Origin of the sequence: Frankia sp. AvcI1 (genome assembly GCF_001420875.1) — a bacterium.
Lineage (GTDB): Bacteria > Actinomycetota > Actinomycetes > Frankiales > Frankiaceae > Frankia > Frankia alni.
The window spans coordinates 63,861-78,384 of record NZ_LJFZ01000017.1 but is presented as its reverse complement, the minus strand read 5'-3'; the positions used below and the strand labels follow the sequence as shown (position 1 = coordinate 78,384).

9 protein-coding genes and 16 pseudogenes are annotated in these 14,524 nt (G+C 72.9%); 14 read left to right on the top strand and 11 right to left on the bottom strand.

Translation table 11 applies throughout. The features are described from left to right. Nucleotides 1-366 precede the first annotated feature (366 nt). Nucleotides 367-1,278: a 2-hydroxyacid dehydrogenase gene (locus UK94_RS18140; protein ID WP_055750785.1), complete on the top strand. Its 912-nt coding sequence runs from the start codon at nt 367-369 to the stop codon at nt 1,276-1,278. 287 nt (nt 1,279-1,565) lie between these two features. On the opposite strand, the gene UK94_RS18135 is transcribed toward UK94_RS18140, so the two are convergent. Then, on the bottom strand, nt 1,566-2,353 hold a 788-nt coding region (locus UK94_RS18135), incomplete at its 3' end, for an NAD(P)H-binding protein (RefSeq protein ID WP_268761423.1). A 1,582-nt stretch (nt 2,354-3,935) separates the two neighbouring features. Between UK94_RS18135 and UK94_RS56780 the strand changes: the two are divergent. From UK94_RS56780 to UK94_RS56770, 3 pseudogenes are all read left to right on the top strand, one after another. Beyond that, nucleotides 3,936-4,277 (top strand): annotated as a pseudogene (locus UK94_RS56780) (PAC2 family protein); the annotation flags it as partial. Between the two features lies 1 nt (nt 4,278). Continuing rightward, nucleotides 4,279-4,604: pseudogene (locus tag UK94_RS56775) on the top strand (PAC2 family protein); the annotation flags it as partial. 1 nt (nt 4,605) lies between these two features. Further along, nucleotides 4,606-4,874, top strand: a pseudogene (locus UK94_RS56770) (PAC2 family protein); the annotation flags it as partial. Nucleotides 4,875-5,164: 290 nt separating this feature from the next. Here the strand turns inward: UK94_RS56770 and UK94_RS18120 are convergent. Then, complete coding sequence (locus UK94_RS18120; RefSeq protein WP_041939031.1) at nt 5,165-5,578, bottom strand: hypothetical protein; 414 nt, start codon at nt 5,576-5,578, stop codon at nt 5,165-5,167. A gap of 324 nt (nt 5,579-5,902) precedes the next feature. Here UK94_RS18120 and UK94_RS74250 point away from each other — a divergent pair. From UK94_RS74250 to UK94_RS56760, 3 pseudogenes are all read left to right on the top strand, one after another. Continuing rightward, nucleotides 5,903-5,952 (top strand): annotated as a pseudogene (locus UK94_RS74250) (hypothetical protein); the annotation flags it as partial. A 1-nt stretch (nt 5,953) separates the two neighbouring features. Further along, nucleotides 5,954-6,436 (top strand): annotated as a pseudogene (locus UK94_RS56765) (sensor domain-containing protein); the annotation flags it as partial. Between the two features lies 1 nt (nt 6,437). Next, a pseudogene (locus UK94_RS56760) lies at nt 6,438-6,730 on the top strand (histidine kinase dimerization/phosphoacceptor domain-containing protein); the annotation flags it as partial. Nucleotides 6,731-7,053: 323 nt separating this feature from the next. On the opposite strand, the pseudogene UK94_RS56745 reads toward UK94_RS56760, so the two are convergent. The 3 genes and pseudogenes from UK94_RS56745 to UK94_RS56735 all read right to left on the bottom strand — a co-directional run. Then, nucleotides 7,054-8,042, bottom strand: a pseudogene (locus tag UK94_RS56745) (MFS transporter); the annotation flags it as partial. Between the two features lies 1 nt (nt 8,043). Then, a partial coding sequence (locus UK94_RS56740; RefSeq protein ID WP_235488512.1) for an MFS transporter occupies nt 8,044-8,232 on the bottom strand: 189 nt, incomplete at its 3' end. Between the two features lies 1 nt (nt 8,233). Continuing rightward, a partial coding sequence (locus UK94_RS56735) for an MFS transporter (RefSeq protein ID WP_235488510.1) occupies nt 8,234-8,634 on the bottom strand: 401 nt, incomplete at its 3' end. Nucleotides 8,635-9,089: 455 nt separating this feature from the next. Here UK94_RS56735 and UK94_RS76210 point away from each other — a divergent pair. The 3 pseudogenes from UK94_RS76210 to UK94_RS74245 all read left to right on the top strand — a co-directional run. Next, nucleotides 9,090-9,173 (top strand): annotated as a pseudogene (locus tag UK94_RS76210) (TetR/AcrR family transcriptional regulator); the annotation flags it as partial. A 1-nt stretch (nt 9,174) separates the two neighbouring features. Beyond that, a pseudogene (locus tag UK94_RS18105) lies at nt 9,175-9,688 on the top strand (TetR/AcrR family transcriptional regulator C-terminal domain-containing protein); the annotation flags it as partial. A gap of 1 nt (nt 9,689) precedes the next feature. Beyond that, nucleotides 9,690-9,776 (top strand): annotated as a pseudogene (locus UK94_RS74245) (TetR/AcrR family transcriptional regulator); the annotation flags it as partial. Between the two features lie 101 nt (nt 9,777-9,877). Here UK94_RS74245 and UK94_RS18100 read toward each other — a convergent pair. Then, complete coding sequence (locus UK94_RS18100) at nt 9,878-10,297, bottom strand: pyridoxamine 5'-phosphate oxidase family protein (RefSeq protein WP_011603144.1); 420 nt, start codon at nt 10,295-10,297, stop codon at nt 9,878-9,880. A gap of 226 nt (nt 10,298-10,523) precedes the next feature. Here UK94_RS18100 and UK94_RS56730 point away from each other — a divergent pair. The 3 pseudogenes from UK94_RS56730 to UK94_RS56720 all read left to right on the top strand — a co-directional run. After that, nucleotides 10,524-11,190: pseudogene (locus tag UK94_RS56730) on the top strand (ammonium transporter); the annotation flags it as partial. Nucleotide 11,191: 1 nt separating this feature from the next. After that, nucleotides 11,192-11,397 (top strand): annotated as a pseudogene (locus tag UK94_RS56725) (ammonium transporter); the annotation flags it as partial. Between the two features lies 1 nt (nt 11,398). Beyond that, nucleotides 11,399-11,771, top strand: a pseudogene (locus UK94_RS56720) (ammonium transporter); the annotation flags it as partial. Here the strand turns inward: UK94_RS56720 and UK94_RS18090 are convergent. The 5 genes and pseudogenes from UK94_RS18090 to UK94_RS56700 form a co-directional block, all read right to left on the bottom strand. Next, a pseudogene (locus UK94_RS18090) lies at nt 11,756-12,353 on the bottom strand (nitrilase-related carbon-nitrogen hydrolase); the annotation flags it as partial. The pseudogenes UK94_RS56720 and UK94_RS18090 sit on opposite strands and share 16 nt — an antisense overlap. Before the next feature lies 1 nt (nt 12,354). After that, nucleotides 12,355-12,619: nitrilase-related carbon-nitrogen hydrolase (locus UK94_RS56715; protein ID WP_313949541.1), on the bottom strand; the 265-nt coding region annotated here is incomplete at its 3' end. A gap of 25 nt (nt 12,620-12,644) precedes the next feature. Next, nucleotides 12,645-12,822, bottom strand: a pseudogene (locus UK94_RS56710) (MBL fold metallo-hydrolase); the annotation flags it as partial. Nucleotide 12,823: 1 nt separating this feature from the next. Further along, nucleotides 12,824-12,926, bottom strand: a pseudogene (locus UK94_RS56705) (MBL fold metallo-hydrolase); the annotation flags it as partial. A gap of 1 nt (nt 12,927) precedes the next feature. Next, a partial coding sequence (locus tag UK94_RS56700) for an MBL fold metallo-hydrolase (RefSeq protein WP_235488495.1) occupies nt 12,928-13,358 on the bottom strand: 431 nt, incomplete at its 3' end. A 67-nt stretch (nt 13,359-13,425) separates the two neighbouring features. Here UK94_RS56700 and UK94_RS18080 point away from each other — a divergent pair. Continuing rightward, a partial coding sequence (locus tag UK94_RS18080; RefSeq protein ID WP_157734320.1) for a hypothetical protein occupies nt 13,426-13,992 on the top strand: 567 nt, incomplete at its 5' end. Nucleotides 13,993-14,524: the final 532 nt, after the last annotated feature.

Here is a 14,524-nt window from a genome sequence, read left to right as displayed (position 1 = left end):
ATGCCGGCGAATTGACCGGATAGACCTACCACAATAGGCGGTATTTCCCGGCCATCGCTGCCCCGGACGGGGCTATGTGACGACGACCGCCCTTACCAGGACGGATCTGCACCGGCCGCACCATGTCGGCCACGCAGGCGGATCCCCCCGGGGCCGCCGGTGTGGACATCGGCGTTCAACTCCGTCCACCCGCCCCCTCTGCCATCCCCTCCGTGTCCGTTTTGTCCAGCAAGGCGGTGCGACTTTCCTGGGGCGAAAAAGGCGAGCCGGTACGTACGCACTCGTAACGCGCGGCCACGGGTACGGGTCCGGCCAGCGGCTCTGGTACGACAGAAGGGTCAAAACGACGCAGTACAGGGAGGCTTCTTGTCCAGACCCGTCCTCGTCCTCGTCCCGACCGACGGCGGCGTCACGGCACTGTCGGCGGTCCCCGGGATCGAGCCGCTGCGGTACGACCCGGACGCCCCCCTGCCGGCGGCGGCCCGCGAGGCCGAGGTGCTGGTCGTGGCGGGGCTCGCGGTGCAGCGCCAGCTCGACGCGATGCGGGAGCTGCCGAAGCTGCGCCTGGTGCAGACCATCAGCGCCGGCACCGACCAGTGGCACGGCAGGTTGCCGGCGGGGGTGGCTCTGTCGAACGCCCGGGGCGCGCACGGCGGTTCCACCGCCGAATGGGCAGTGGGCGCGCTGCTGGCCCTCTACCGCGAGATTCCGCAGTTCCTCACCGACGCCGCCGCCGGCCGCTGGGAACAGCGTCAGACCGGGACGCTCGCCGGCCGGCGGGTGCTCATCCTCGGCGCGGGCGATCTCGGCACCGCGCTGCGCCGGCGGCTCGAACCGTTCGAGACCGAGGTCAGCATGGTCGCCCGGCGGGCGCGGCCCGGCGTGCACACCCTCGACGAGGTGGCGGACCTGCTGCCCCACCACGATGCCGTGGTGGTGATGCTGCCGCTCACCGACGAGCTGCGCGGTCTGGTCGACGCCGTCTTCCTCGCCCGCATGCCCGACGGCGCGATCCTGGTCAACGCCGCCCGGGGGCCCCATGTCGTGACGTCGGCGCTGCTGGCGGAGCTCGAGTCCGGGCGGCTGCGGGCGGCACTGGACGTCACCGATCCGGAGCCGCTGCCGCCCGGCCATCCGCTGTGGCGGGCCCCGGGCCTGCTGCTCACTCCGCACGTGGGCGGCATGACCACCGGCGTGTCGCAGCGGATCTGGAGCGTGATCGCCCGCCAGCTCGACCAGTACGTCCGCGACGGTCGACCGGAGAACCTCGTCGGCTGAACCCGAGAACCTCGCCGCCAGGCCGGGAGACCTCGCCGGTGGGCCGGGAGAACCCGCCGGTGGGCCGGGAGAACCCGTCGGCCGGCCACCGTGGGCACGGGCCCGGTCAGGCGCGGTCGAGCTCCGCGAGGGTGCGGCGCAGGCCCTCGGCCAGCGGGGTCGGTTCCCAGCCGAGCTCGGTCCGGGCCCGAGTGGCGTCCGGGATGGCGTTCCACCGCAGGTAGTGGAGCTGGCCGCGGGCGAGCGGCGGCGGGCGGCGGGTCAGCCGGGCCACCGCCTCGCCGCCNGCGGCGAGCACCGAGGCCGCCACGGCCGGGATGGTGACGACCGGCGGGCGACCCCGCCCCCCGGCGACGACGACCGCCGCGGTCAGCTCCCGCAGCCCGACATGAGCGTCGGACAGGATGTACCGCGCGCCGGGACGGCCCGCGTGGGCGGCCGCGAGGTGACCGCGGGCCAGTCCCTCGGTGAAGACCAGGCCGAAACCGCCGGGGGGGACGGCGGGCAGCAGTCCGCGCAGCGCCGGGCGGAACATCCGGCTTTCCATCGAGGTCGGCCCGTAGGGCGGGAAGCCGTAGACGGTGGCCGGGTTGACGATGACCACCTGCATGCCACCGGCGGCGGCGAGCACCGCCCGTTCCGCGCGCTGCTTGGATCGCTCGTACGGGGTTCCCTTCGGGGCGGCGGCGAGGGCGGTCTCGTCGAAGCGGCCGCCCGGTGGGGCGTCGAACACGTCGATCGTGCTGGTGTGCACCAGCCGGCGCACGCCGGCCCGCGCGGCCGCCCGCGCGACGTTGTCCGAGCCGGCCACGTTGACCCGGTCGAACTCGGCGGCGTCGGGCAGCCACTGCTCGGGAACGCCCATGGCGTTGAACACGATCTCGGTTCCGGCCACGGCGGCCGGCAGCGTCGCCGGATCGGTGACGTCCCCCACGACGACCTCGACCGGCCGGGGCAGGCCGGGCACCCGGGCCGGGTCGCGGACCAGAACCCGCACCTGGTGGCCGGCCTCGAGCGCGGCCCGCACGACCGCCCCGCCGACCTTGCCGGTCGCGCCGGTGACCAGGACCCTCACCGGCGCGAGCCTACGTCGGGTCAGCTCCCGGGCCGGGCCACGACCCGCTGCCCCGCTGCTCCGCTGCTCCAGCCGCCTCGCTGCTCCAGCCGCCTCGGCCGCTCCGGCCGCCTCGGGACCCGTCGGCCGGATCCCGCCGGCCCCGGCCGAGCAGCCGGGAACGCCCGGCGGCGCCGCGCCTGGCCTCGACCATCGCGCGCGCCACGTCCCAGCCGGTGCGGTACCAGCCGGTGCGGTACCAGCCGGTGCGGTACCAGCCGGAGCGCACCACGGCGTCGTCGTCGATGCCGGGTCGGCCCTGCGCGGTGCGCGGCCGGGGCAGGCCGAGCAGCAGGTCCGCGCCCGCCGGCGGGATGGTCGTGTGGGTGCTGGCGATCGCCGCGTAGTCGCCGAAGAACTTCACTTCGAGTCGTTCTCGGCGGATCTTGCCCGCCCCGTCCGGGACGAGGCGCAGAAAGTACAGCACGCTGGTCCCGCCGGCGGCGGCGCGGTCGTGCGGGTTGTAACCGCCGCCGTCCCAGTGGAACTCCGCACGGGTCCGCAGCACCCAGCGCAACCCCTCGATGATGATCGGGTTCGGCTCGGGCAGGCGCATCGCGAAGTGCCGTTCCAGCTCGAAGGCGCGCTCCTGCTCGACGAGGCCGGGCGGCAGCTCGGGGGTGCGCCGCACCATGAAGATCTCGACCGTGCGGCCGGCGCCGGTGTCGGAGCGCAGCGACGCGTGGGTGAGGCGCACGTCGAGCAGGTCCGGCCGCACGCCGTAGCGTTCGCCCAGCCGGGCCCGCACGATGACGCTCGGGACCAGCGGGCTGGGCTCGAGCCCGAGCGAGGCCAGCGCGGCCAGGGCGGCGTCGAAGTCGTTGACGGCGATCAGCAGCGCCNCGTGGTCGAGCACGCAGTACGTAGCGACGAGCGCGACCAGCTCGGCGGCACCGTCGATCCCGTCGAACAGGCCGGCAAGCAGCCCCTCGGTGTTCAACGACCGCAACGGCGCGCAGACGGCCTCGATGCGGCGGACGTCGACCTCGTCGATGGCCGCGACTGCATCGATGTCCGCGACAGCGTCGACGGCAGTGACGTCCTTGATCGCCGTGACGGTGCTTCGCCCGGCGACGGCGTCCTCCCGAGGGTCTCGCAGTGGCCCCCGTAGTGGCCCGGTTCCCGTCGGCGTGTCCGTCATTGCGTGCCGCCTCTCGCCACGCGGCGCGGGCCCGATCGGGCGCGCCGGTCCCGGTCCCGGACCGGTCCCGGACCGGGACTCGGCGGGGCGGCCACGGTCCTGGTCCACAGGGCCGGGCCGCCACACCGAGCCGGCTGGCTGGCTAAAGGCATCCGGGGTGGGCGCCGAAACTTTTCCGGGAGCCTAGCGGCCGCGTGTAACGGCTTCGTTGTCAGCCCACTCCCGGAGGCGGGTAGCGGGTAAAATTGCGGATGAGACCCGGGCGGCGTCAAGTCGGTGCGCGGCCGAGGCGGGCGACGCCCGTCGTCCGGTGGTCCCCGGCCCCGGTGGAATGCCGGCGGCGCCTGCCGCGCTTCTTTTCAGGTGACGGAAGCGACCGGTGGTGTAAGGAGGACCTCGATCGTGCTTGATCCGCAGGAGCTTTACAGTCTCACCGAGGACGCGTCCGACGACCCCATCGACGCTCATCGCCCGATCATGCTGGAGGCGCTGACCGGCGTCGTCGACGCCGGTAACGCGGTCAGCCTCGCCGGCGAGCACCTGCTGACCGCGCTCGACCATCGCATCGTCGCGACGTTCGACGTCGATCAGTTGCTGGACTACCGGTCCCGCCGGCCAACCATGATCTTCTCCGAGGACCACTGGGAGAGCTACACGGATCCCGTACTCGCGCTCTACCAGCTTCGCGACGAGTCGGACACGCCGTTCCTCCTGCTCACCGGCCCCGAGCCGGACCTGCAGTGGNAGCGCTTCACGGCCGCCGTTCGCGGGCTGGTGGCCCGGCTCGGCGTCCGCCTCACCGTCGGGCTCAACGCCGTGCCGATGGCGGTTCCGCACACCCGTCCCGCGACGATCACGGCCCACGGGAGCAGCAAGGAGCTGGTCGTCGGCTACGAGCCGTGGCTGCGCCGCCTCCAGGTTCCCGGCAGCGCCGGGCATCTGCTGGAGTACGAGCTGGGCCGCGACGGTCGGGATGCGATGGGCTTCGCCGTCCACGTTCCGCACTACCTGGCCCAGACGACCTACCCTGCGGCCACCGAGGTGCTGTTGACGTCCGTGTCGAAGGCGACCNGCCTCATGCTTCCGCTGGACGGGCTGCGCTCCGCGGCGGTCGCCGTTCAGGACGAGGTCAACAGCCAGATCGCCCAGGGCGGGGAGGCCGCGGCGCTCGTCCACGCGTTGGAGGAGCAGTACGACGCCTACCAGCGGGGGCGGCGCGGCCCCAGCCTGCCCACGATCGACGCCGAGCAGAAGCTGCCGACCGCCGACGAGCTCGGGGAAGCACTCGAGCGTTTCCTCGCCGAGCAGTCCGAGCCGGGCGGTCCGAACCCGCTGTCCTGAATCCGACACCCGGACCCAATCACCGGGAACCGACAACGCGGAACTGGCCACTCGAAACCGATCGGCCCGGTGTCGACCAGCTGTCCGCGCGTCACCCAAGGCGCAGGAACTCTCCCCATCCGTGAGTGCACACGGCCTTGGCCTGCTGTTTCCTGGCGCCGGCCCAGAATGCCGCCACTGGCGATTCGCCACCGGCAGGAGTCGCCCGATCGCCGGTATGTCACAAGCACGGTGTGTGTGGGTCTCCCGCCGCCACGACGGCGGGAGACCCCAACCCGATCCAGGCAGGTTCAGCGACGGCCGGGCACGCGGCCGATGCTGGCGTCCGACAGCGCCCGGACCGACAGTCCGTCGACGAACCGCTCGACGATCGCCCCCACAGGCCAGCGTTCGACCTCCGTGAGCAGGCGCGATGCCTCCGCGTCGGCGTGGCGGGCGTCCCAGCCCTGCGCGTCCAGACTGTTACGCAACGCCTCCAGGTACTCCGTTTCCGTAATTCCAGGAAGGTCTCGGACCATCGCCGTCGTCGTTCCGTAGAAAGAACCCAGGCCGACGAAGACCCGGCCACATTCACACCGACCGTGCGGCCGGTCCAGGTGCATGTCACAGAATGCACGCAGGGTTACGAGCTCACCTTCCACCGCCCAGTGGAAATCGTCGACACGCAGGCCCTGCGCGTACGCGGTGGCCGTGAGAAGTTTCATGACTCCCAAGCTCCTCGTGGTCGCCCGACCGCTTCCGGGTGGGAAGCGGATGCCCTCCGGATCTACGAGAAGACAACCATCCCCCACCGACAAAAGTCTCGGCTTAGCCATGATCGGGGTACTCTCGACGCACGTCCCGGACCGGCCGCGGGGACCGGCCCGAGACGATTCCGGTGGGAAGATCCAGTGGGAGGACGGCAGCCGGTGACTGCGCCTGTCGCCGCCACGGCCGACTCCACCNCGGCCCCCGAAGGTGCCGGATCCGCCGAGGNCGCCGAGCCCCGCAGGCAACGGCTCGCCGCGGGCGCCGCAACCTGGCGGGGTGTGCTGTTCCTGCTGCTGAACCTCCCTTTGGGCATTATCGGCTTCGTCTGNGTGACGACGGCGCTGGCCCTCGGTGCCGGCCTGGTGGTCACGGTGATCGGGATACCCGTGCTCGCGTTCGGCCTGCAGTTGTGCCGCGTGTTGGGCACCATCGAGCGGGTCCGGGCGCGGTGGCTGCTCGGCCTGCGCATCGACGCGCCGTCGCGGCGACCGCGCCGCCGGGCCGGCGGGCTCGGCTCGATGTTCGCCGCGCTGGCCGATCCGGTGTCCTGGCGCACCGCGTTGTATCTGTTCATCCGCCTGCCCTGGAGCATCATCAGCTTTGTGGCGGCGGTGCTGCTGCTCACCGTGGGCTGGGTGGTGCTGCCCTCGGCCACCCGCGGGCTCGTCGCGGTCGATCGAGCGATGATCCGCGGACTGCTCTCCCCGTCGGAGGAGGTGGAGCGGCGCATCCGGGAACTGGAGGCGGACCGGGGCACGCTCGCCGACTCCGCCGCCGCCGACCTGCGGCGGATCGAACGCGACCTGCACGACNGCGCGCAGGCCCGGCTCGTCGCGCTGGCCATGGGCTTGGGGCTGGCGAAGGAGAAGCTCGCCGACGATCCTGACGCCGCCGCCCTCATGGTCGCCGAGGCGCACGGCGAGGCGAAACTCGCCCTGCAGGAACTGCGCGACCTGGCCCGCGGCATCCATCCCGCGATCCTCACCGACCGCGGGCTGCCCGCCGCTCTGGCCTCGCTGGCCGCCCGGTGCACCGTGCCCACCCGGGCCGCCGTCGAGCTGAGCAGCCGGCCGGCCGCCTCCCTGGAGGGCATCGTCTACTTCACCNCATCGGAGCTGCTCACCAACATCAGCAAGCACAGTCGGGCCAGCGCCGCCACGATCGAGCTGCGCCGCCCCGACGGAGCCAGCCTGCTGCTGCGGGTCAGCGACGACGGCGTCGGCGGCGCGGANCCCCGCCGCGGTACGGGTCTGGCCGGTCTGACCGGACGCCTGGACGCCATCGACGGCACCCTGGTCGTCGACAGCCCGCCCGGCGGCCCGACACTGGTCACCGTCGCGCTGCCCTGGCGGAATGGCACCGACAACCCCGACTCCGGACGCTGATCTTCGGTGCCGCCGGTCGCCGCGGCACCCCTCGGGCGGGACCGTCAGACCGGCCGCGCCACCGGTCCCGGCTCGGCGGGTGCGACACCCGGCGTGCCCGGGTCGGATCCGGCAGCCGTCTCCGCTGCGACCAGTCGGTCCGGTGGCGCCGCGGACCGCGGGCTGCCCGCCGCTCGACCCGGCAACAGCAGGGCCAACGGAACGGCGAGCAGGGAGAGTCCGAGCGTCCACCAGAACGCCACCGCGTACGCGTGCGCCTGCGTGCCGAGGTCCGCCACGGCGCCGCCCGGGGTCGTCCCACGTAGCTGATGGGCCAGGACCACCGCGAGCACGGCGGTGCCGAGGGAGCCGCCGATCTGCTGGAAGATGCGCACCGCCGAGGTGGCGCGGGGAATGTCGGCGGGGCGTAGTCCGTGGTAGGCCGCCGACATGACGGGAATCGACGCGGCCGCGAGGCCCATTCCCCGCAGAACCAGGGAACCACCGAGGAGGACCTCGCTCGTGTCCACGCCGACCTGGGTGTAGGCCACCGAGCCCAGCAGGCTCAGCCCGAGCCCGATCAGGACGAGCAGCCGCGGGCTGGTCCGATCGACCAGCCGGCCGACCACGATCATCGCGAGCATCATTCCCAGTCCCTGCGGCGCGAGCAGCAGCCCGGCCTCGATGGCGCTGCGCCCCCGCACCTGCTGCTCGTAGAGCGGAAGCAACAACATCGCGCCATACAGCGAGAGCCCGAACAGGAACATCATCCCCGCGGAGCCGCAGAACGACGCGAAGCGGAACAGGCGCAGGTCGATCAACGGGACGATCCTGGTCCGCAGCGCGTGCCAGGCAAACACGGCGATCATCGCGAGACCGACGATCATGGGAACCAGTGCCCTCGGGTCGGCGAAGTCGCCACGCCGACCCGCCTCGGACAGGCCGTAGATCGCCACGGCGAGCCCCGGGGAGAGCAGGGCGAACCCGACCCCGTCGAACGGGTGGCGCTGCGCCACCCGCATCTCGGGCATCAGGCGCCAGGCCAGGGCGATGGNGACGGCACAGACCGGCACGTTGACGAGGAAGATCCAGCGCCAGCCGAGATCATCGATGAGCACACCGCCGACGACGGGGCCGAGCACGGGGGTGAGCAGGGCCGGGACGGCCACCGTCGCCATGAGCCGACCCAGGCGCGCGGGACCGGCAGCCTGGGCGAGGATCGTCTGCATCAGCGGCAGCAGCAGNCCGCCCCCCGCGCCCTGGACGACCCGGAAGGCGATCAGACTGCCCGCGGACCAGGCGATCCCGCAGAGCACGGAGCCCACCAGAAACAGCGTCAGCGACGCCAGCCACATGCGCTTGCCCCCGAAGCGCTCGACCGACCAGCCGGTGAGCGGGATCACCACCGCGAGGGCCAGCAGGTAGCCGGTGCTGACCCACTGGATCGTCGACACGCCGACGTCGAACGACCGCGCGAGCGTGTCGAGCGCGACCGACACGATCGTCGCGTCGAGCTGCACCACGACCGCTCCGACGAGAACGACCAGCGCCAGGCGGACGAGCGCGGGCTCCAACCGGTCGCCACCGCCACCGCCACCCCCACCGCCGGTGCTCTCCACCGTCGACGCCTTGGCCTGAACAGCCATGGGCCCACACCTCCGAAACGGTTCAGGGGATCTCGTGGCGGCGCCACCAGCGCGGTGGGATGAGCGGCTCTCGCCACCGCACGACCGAACGATACACCGTCTCGGTTCCGCTACGGCGCATCGTTGACCGTACGCCGTAACGTCTGCGTCGGACCACGTAACCTCGAGGTATGGGTGACCACACCCGCGCGGAGAGACTCCCGGCGGTACCGACGGCCTTCGCCCCCCCGGCACCCGCACGCCGCCCGGCCGCACCCGCGGGCCCGACGCCCACGGACCTCACCTCCACGAACCCCACGGACCGCACCCCCACGAACCTGACGCCCGCAGGCCTGACCTCCACAGGCCCGGATCAGGCAGGCCCGGATCAGACAGGCCCGGATCGCGCGAGCCCGACGCTCGCCGAGGTGCCCGGCGCTGCGGACCGCCCGCCGCCGGCGGGGGGGNCGTCCGCCATCGTCTGGGCCCGGACGGCCGAACGCCGCCGGCCGCGGCTGACCCGCGAGGCGATCGTCGACGCGGCCGTCGCGATGGCCGACNCCGAGGGGCTCGAGGCGGTCTCGATCCGCCGGGTCGCCGCGGCGCTCGACGCCCGGCCGATGAGCCTGTACTCCCACTTCGACCGCAAGGACGACCTGCTCGCGCTCATGAACGACCAGGTGGCGGCCGAGGTGATCGTCCCCGAGCCGTTGCCGACGGACTGGCGCGACGCCCTGCGTGCCATCGCCCACCGCACCCGGGACAGCAGCCTGCGCCACCCCTGGGTCCTGCAGACGCTCGCCTGCCATCCTCGCCTCGGCCCGAACGGGCTGCGCCACGCCGAGCAGTCCGCGGCGGCGGTGGCCGCCCTGCCGCTACCGCCCCGTCGGCGGGCCGCGATGCTGCGCGCGGTCGACACGTACACCCTCGGCCATGTCACCGCCGAGCTGCGGGAGCGCCAGGGCTACCTCGGTGGGGCCGACCGGGCGGAGGTGCAGCGCTACCTGACCGGCGTGCTCGACGGCGGCCAGTACCCGCACCTGGCCCAGTTCCACAGCCAGGACCTCGTCCTGGTNGGCGAGAACGCCCGGGACAGCTTCGCGGAGGGCCTGGAGTGGCTGCTGGCCGGGATCGCGGCCGCCATCGGCGCGGCACCATCCTGACCGGGCACGTCCTGACCGGGCACCATCCTGACCGGGCACCATCCTGACCGGGCACGTCCTGACCGGGCACCGGCCAGCCCGCCCACCGGCGCCCACGGCGGTCAGACGCTGCCCAGCACCCGGGTGATCCGCACCTCCAGGACGACCCGCAGCGGATTGGCCCGCGGCTCGCGATAACGCTGCGCGTAGCGCCGCTCCGCCTCCGCGACGCTCGCCGGATCGTCGCGCACCACGGCCAGCCCCTCCAGCGTCGACCATCGGCGCCCGTCGATCTGGCAAACCGCGACGGCGGTTCCCGTGGTGGGCCCCCCGGCGATCAGCCGCGCCTTGCGGGACCGGCCGGAGGTGATCACGCGGGCGATCCCGGCCGCCGGGTCGAGGGTCGCGCCGACGGCGACCACGTGCGCGCTGCCGTCGGCGCGCACCGTGGTCAGGCTGCACAGGTGCCGCTCCCGCCAGAAGTCGAGGAACTCCCCGCCACGACCGGTCAGGTCGGGCGGCCGGGCGGACTGGTTCGACATGCCGTCAGCCTGCCATGCGGCGGACGGGGCCGTCCGGCGGCCACCCAGCCGGAGAACCTCGCCACGATATGCACCCAAAACAGGGGCTTTACCAACCCGATACGCGCATGACACGAGTCGGAAAGCACCGCTGCCGAGCCTGTCGCACGACGCGCATCTTCGCCGGCCCGACACCCGCCCACTGATCGCGGGACACGCACAACGGCGGCGCAGGGACAGGAGCGACATGCCGTTCGACTTCGGGACGATCGACACAGGGGACACGGCCTGGGTGCTGGCCAGCGCCGCCCTCGTCCTGCTCATGACGCCGGGCCTGGCGTTCTTCTACGGCGGGATGGTCCGGGTCGAGAACGTCCTGAGCATGATCATGCAGAACTTCTTCTGCATGGGCATCGTCAGCGTGCTGTGGGTCCTGGTGACCTACAGCCTGGCCTTCGGGGGGGCCAACGGGTTCGTCGGCGGCTTCGACCACGTCGGGCTCGCCCACATGGACGTCCAGGTCGCCGGGTACACGGGCGCGGCGGGGCAGACCATCCCGCCGGTCGTGTTCGTCTGCTTCCAGCTCATGTTCGCGGTCATCACGCCGGCGCTCATCACGGGGGCCAGCGCGGACCGATTCCGGTTCAGCGCCTTCGCGCTGTTCATCGCGCTGTGGTCGGTGCTGGTCTACGGCCCGGTCGCGCACTGGGTCTTCTCCCCCGCCGGCTGGCTCTACGAGCACGGCGCCGAGGACTTCGCCGGGGGAACCGTCGTCCACGCCAACGCCGGCGCCGCCGCCCTCGCGGTGGCGATCGTGCTGGGTCCCCGCCGCGGCTGGCCCAGCGGCGACTTCCGCCCGCACAACGTCCCGTTCGTCCTGCTCGGCGCGGGCCTGCTGTGGTTCGGCTGGTTCGNCTTCAACGCCGGCTCCGCGCTGCACGCCAACGAGCTGGCCGGCAGCGCGTTCGTGAACACCAACACCGCGGCCGCCTGCGCCATGCTGGGCTGGATTCTCGTGGAGCGCCTGCGTGACGGGATGGCCTCCACGCTCGGCGCCGCCTCCGGCGCCGTCGCCGGCCTGGTGGCGATCACCCCCGCGGCCGGGTACGTCACCCCGGTCGNCTCGATCGTCATCGGCCTGCTCGCCGGCGGCGTGTGCGCCCTGGCCACCGCCATCAAGGGCAAGGTCGGCATCGACGACGCCCTGGACGTCGGCGCCGTGCACCTCGTCGGCGGCGCGCTGGGCGCCCTGCTCATCGGCCTGCTGGGCAGCAGCGACATCGGCGGCCGGGACGGGCTGTTCTACGGCGGCGGCAGCAGCCTGCTGCGCGAGCAGATCGTCGCCGTGGCGGCGGTGGTGGCCTACTCGTTCGTCGTCTCAATGATCATCGCCGGGGCGGTGCGGCTGGTCCACCGGCTGCGGGTGACGCCGGACGAGGAGGCCAAGGGTCTCGACATCACCCAGCACGGCGAGGTCGCCTACCGGCTCTGGTGACCTCCGGACGGCGGCAGCCGGCGGTGGGTGAGCACCGGGAACTCGGCACGGACGGCGGCCGGGAGGGCCGGGTCGAGCTCGGCGCGGACCCGAGCGGGGCCCTGGCCGCCCTCGGCCAGCACCACCCCCCACGGGTCGACGACGACGCTCGCCCCGGCCAGGTCGCGGCCCGCGTGCCGGCCCGCGACGTTGCAGGCGACGAGGTGGACCTGGTTCTCGATCGCGCGGGCCCGGGTGAGCACGCGCCAGTGCTCCAGCCGGGCCGCGGGCCACGCCGACACGACCGCGACGAGGTCGGCACCCGCGTCGCCGAGCAGCCGGAACAACTCGGGGAAGCGGAGGTCGTAGCAGGTGGCCAGGCCGATGCAGCCGAGCTCGGTGCGCACGGCGTCGACGGTCGTTCCCGGCGTGAGCAGCCGGGCCTCGTCGGAGCCGTAACCGAACAGGTGAATCTTCCGATAGGTATGCAGGATGTCGCCGCCGGGACCGATCAGGGCGGTCGTGTTGTGCAGCCGGCCGTCGTCGGCGCGCTCCACCAGGCTGCCCGCGACCAGGTGGAACCGGCGTTCCCGGGCCACCTCCNGCAACGCGGTCAGCGTCGGACCGGTCAGCGGCTCCGCCTGCGCCTGGTAGGCATCGAAACGGAAGTAGCCGGTGGCCCACAGTTCGGGGAGCACGACGAGGTCGGCGTCGGTGCTGCGCAGGTCGGCCAGCACCCGGCGCACCCGGTCCGCCACGCTCTCACCGTCCGGGCAGTCGATCTGCAGGCACACCGTGCGGATCCGGCCGGGCGCCGGTGCGGTCGTCGGCGCCGAGGCCGGGGTCGGGGTCGGGGTCGTCGGGCTCATGCGCGGAACTCCAGGTCGTCGTCGATCAGCCGAGTCCGAGCATCGACTTCCACTGCTGGGCACTCGTCGGGCGGAAGACGTGGTTCATCCGCTTGACGACCGACAGGTCCTCGGACGACTGCGGGGAGTACTGGTGACCGGGGAAGACGGTGGTGGTGTCCGGCAGGGTGGCCAGTCGGCGCAGGCTGTCGTACATCAGCCCGNCATCGCCGCCGGGCAGGTCCATCCGGCCGCAGCCCTCCAGGAACAGGGTGTCGCCCGCGACGAGCCGGTTGTCGACGACGAAACACTGGCTGCCGGGCGTGTGNCCCGGGGTGTGCAGAAGCTGGATCGGGATCTCCCCGACGGTGACCACGTCGGCGTCGTCGTGCTCGACGAGGTCGGCGGCGGAGACCTCGGTGGCCCGGCGCACCCACTCGGCCTCGGCCCGGTTGACGTGGATGGGCACGTGCACGCGGGTGAGCAGCTCGCGGATGCCCTCGATCTCGATGCCGAACGCGGAGCCGCCCACGTGATCGGCATGGTAGTGGCTGACGAGCGCGCCGGTGAGCCGCATGCCGTCGGCGGCGACCAGGGCGAGCAGGTCGTCCACCTTGTAGGCGGGGTCGACGACCACCGCCTCGCCGGTCTCCCGGTCTCCGACGAGGTAGACGAAGTTGACCATCTGGGTGCCGACCGGGTCGCCGACGGCGAAGTCACGACCGGACAGAAGCTGGCGGAAGTACAGACGCTCGGTCATCCGTTCAGCGTACGAAGGTCCGCCCCGAGGTGCGGCGAGGCGGCCCCGTGGGGCTACATTCGGCGANATGACGGGGGACCAGCCCACGTCGCGACCACCCGCAGCCGGCCCCCCGCAGCCGCCCGACGCCCGGGTCACTCCCCGCCAGGTGGCGCGCTGGCGTCGTTCCGGTCTGGTCCGCGACGGCGGTCGTGACCTGGCTCAGCTCCGAATGATCGGGACGCTGCGGCGGGCCGGGATCAGCCTGGGCCGCATCCGCGCCGCCCTCGACCGCGCGGCCACGCGTACCGACGCCGCGACGCGCGGCTCCGGATACGACGTCCGGCGTTACGCCGTGTATGCGGACGAGCTGTACATCCAGCACGCCGACGGAAGCTGGGAGGGCGACCGCCGCCCGGGCCAGCTCGTCCTCGACGGGATGCTGCCCCTGCGCCCGATCGACGTCGCACTCGTGTCGGCGCCATCCGCCCGCTCGGCGCGCTCCACGGTCACCCGCTCGGCGCCTCCCGTCCGTTCGCTCGGCCGGATCGCTCCGGTGGACCCGATCGCTGCGGCGAAGCCGATCGTTCCGGCCGATGTCGAGGCGATCCGGCGCTTCCTCGCCATCCAGGACCACGTCGAGCGACCGCAGTGATCCCGGGCGGACCGGTCGTCAGGTCACCGTCCACAGCCGGGTCTGGTCGCCGCCGGCGCTGGCGACCCTGCGTCCGTCGGGACTGAAGGAGACCGAGAACACCGGCCCACCGTGCGCTGGGGANGCGCCAAGCGTACGAGGCAGGGCAGGATCCGACACGTCCCAGAACCCGACTGATCCCTCCGTCCCCCCCGTGGCNAGGGTGCGGTTGTCCGGACCGAAAGCCAGCGAGAGCAACTCCCCGGACCGGATGGCCAGTGGGGCACCGAGCGCCTGTGGATGCGCCGCGTCACCGACGTTCCAGAGCCGCAGGGTGTCCTCGGCGCCGCTGGCGAGTATTCGCCCGTCCGGGCTGAACGCGACCGAGGACACCGCACCGGCATGACCGGTCAGCGCCACGCCGACCTGACGAGGCCGCGCGGGCGTGGCGACATCCCACAGCCGCACGGTGTGGTCGGTGGAGCCGCTGGCGAGGGTCCGCCCGTCCGGGCTGAAGGCGACCGAGGACACCGCACCGGCATGACCGGTCAGC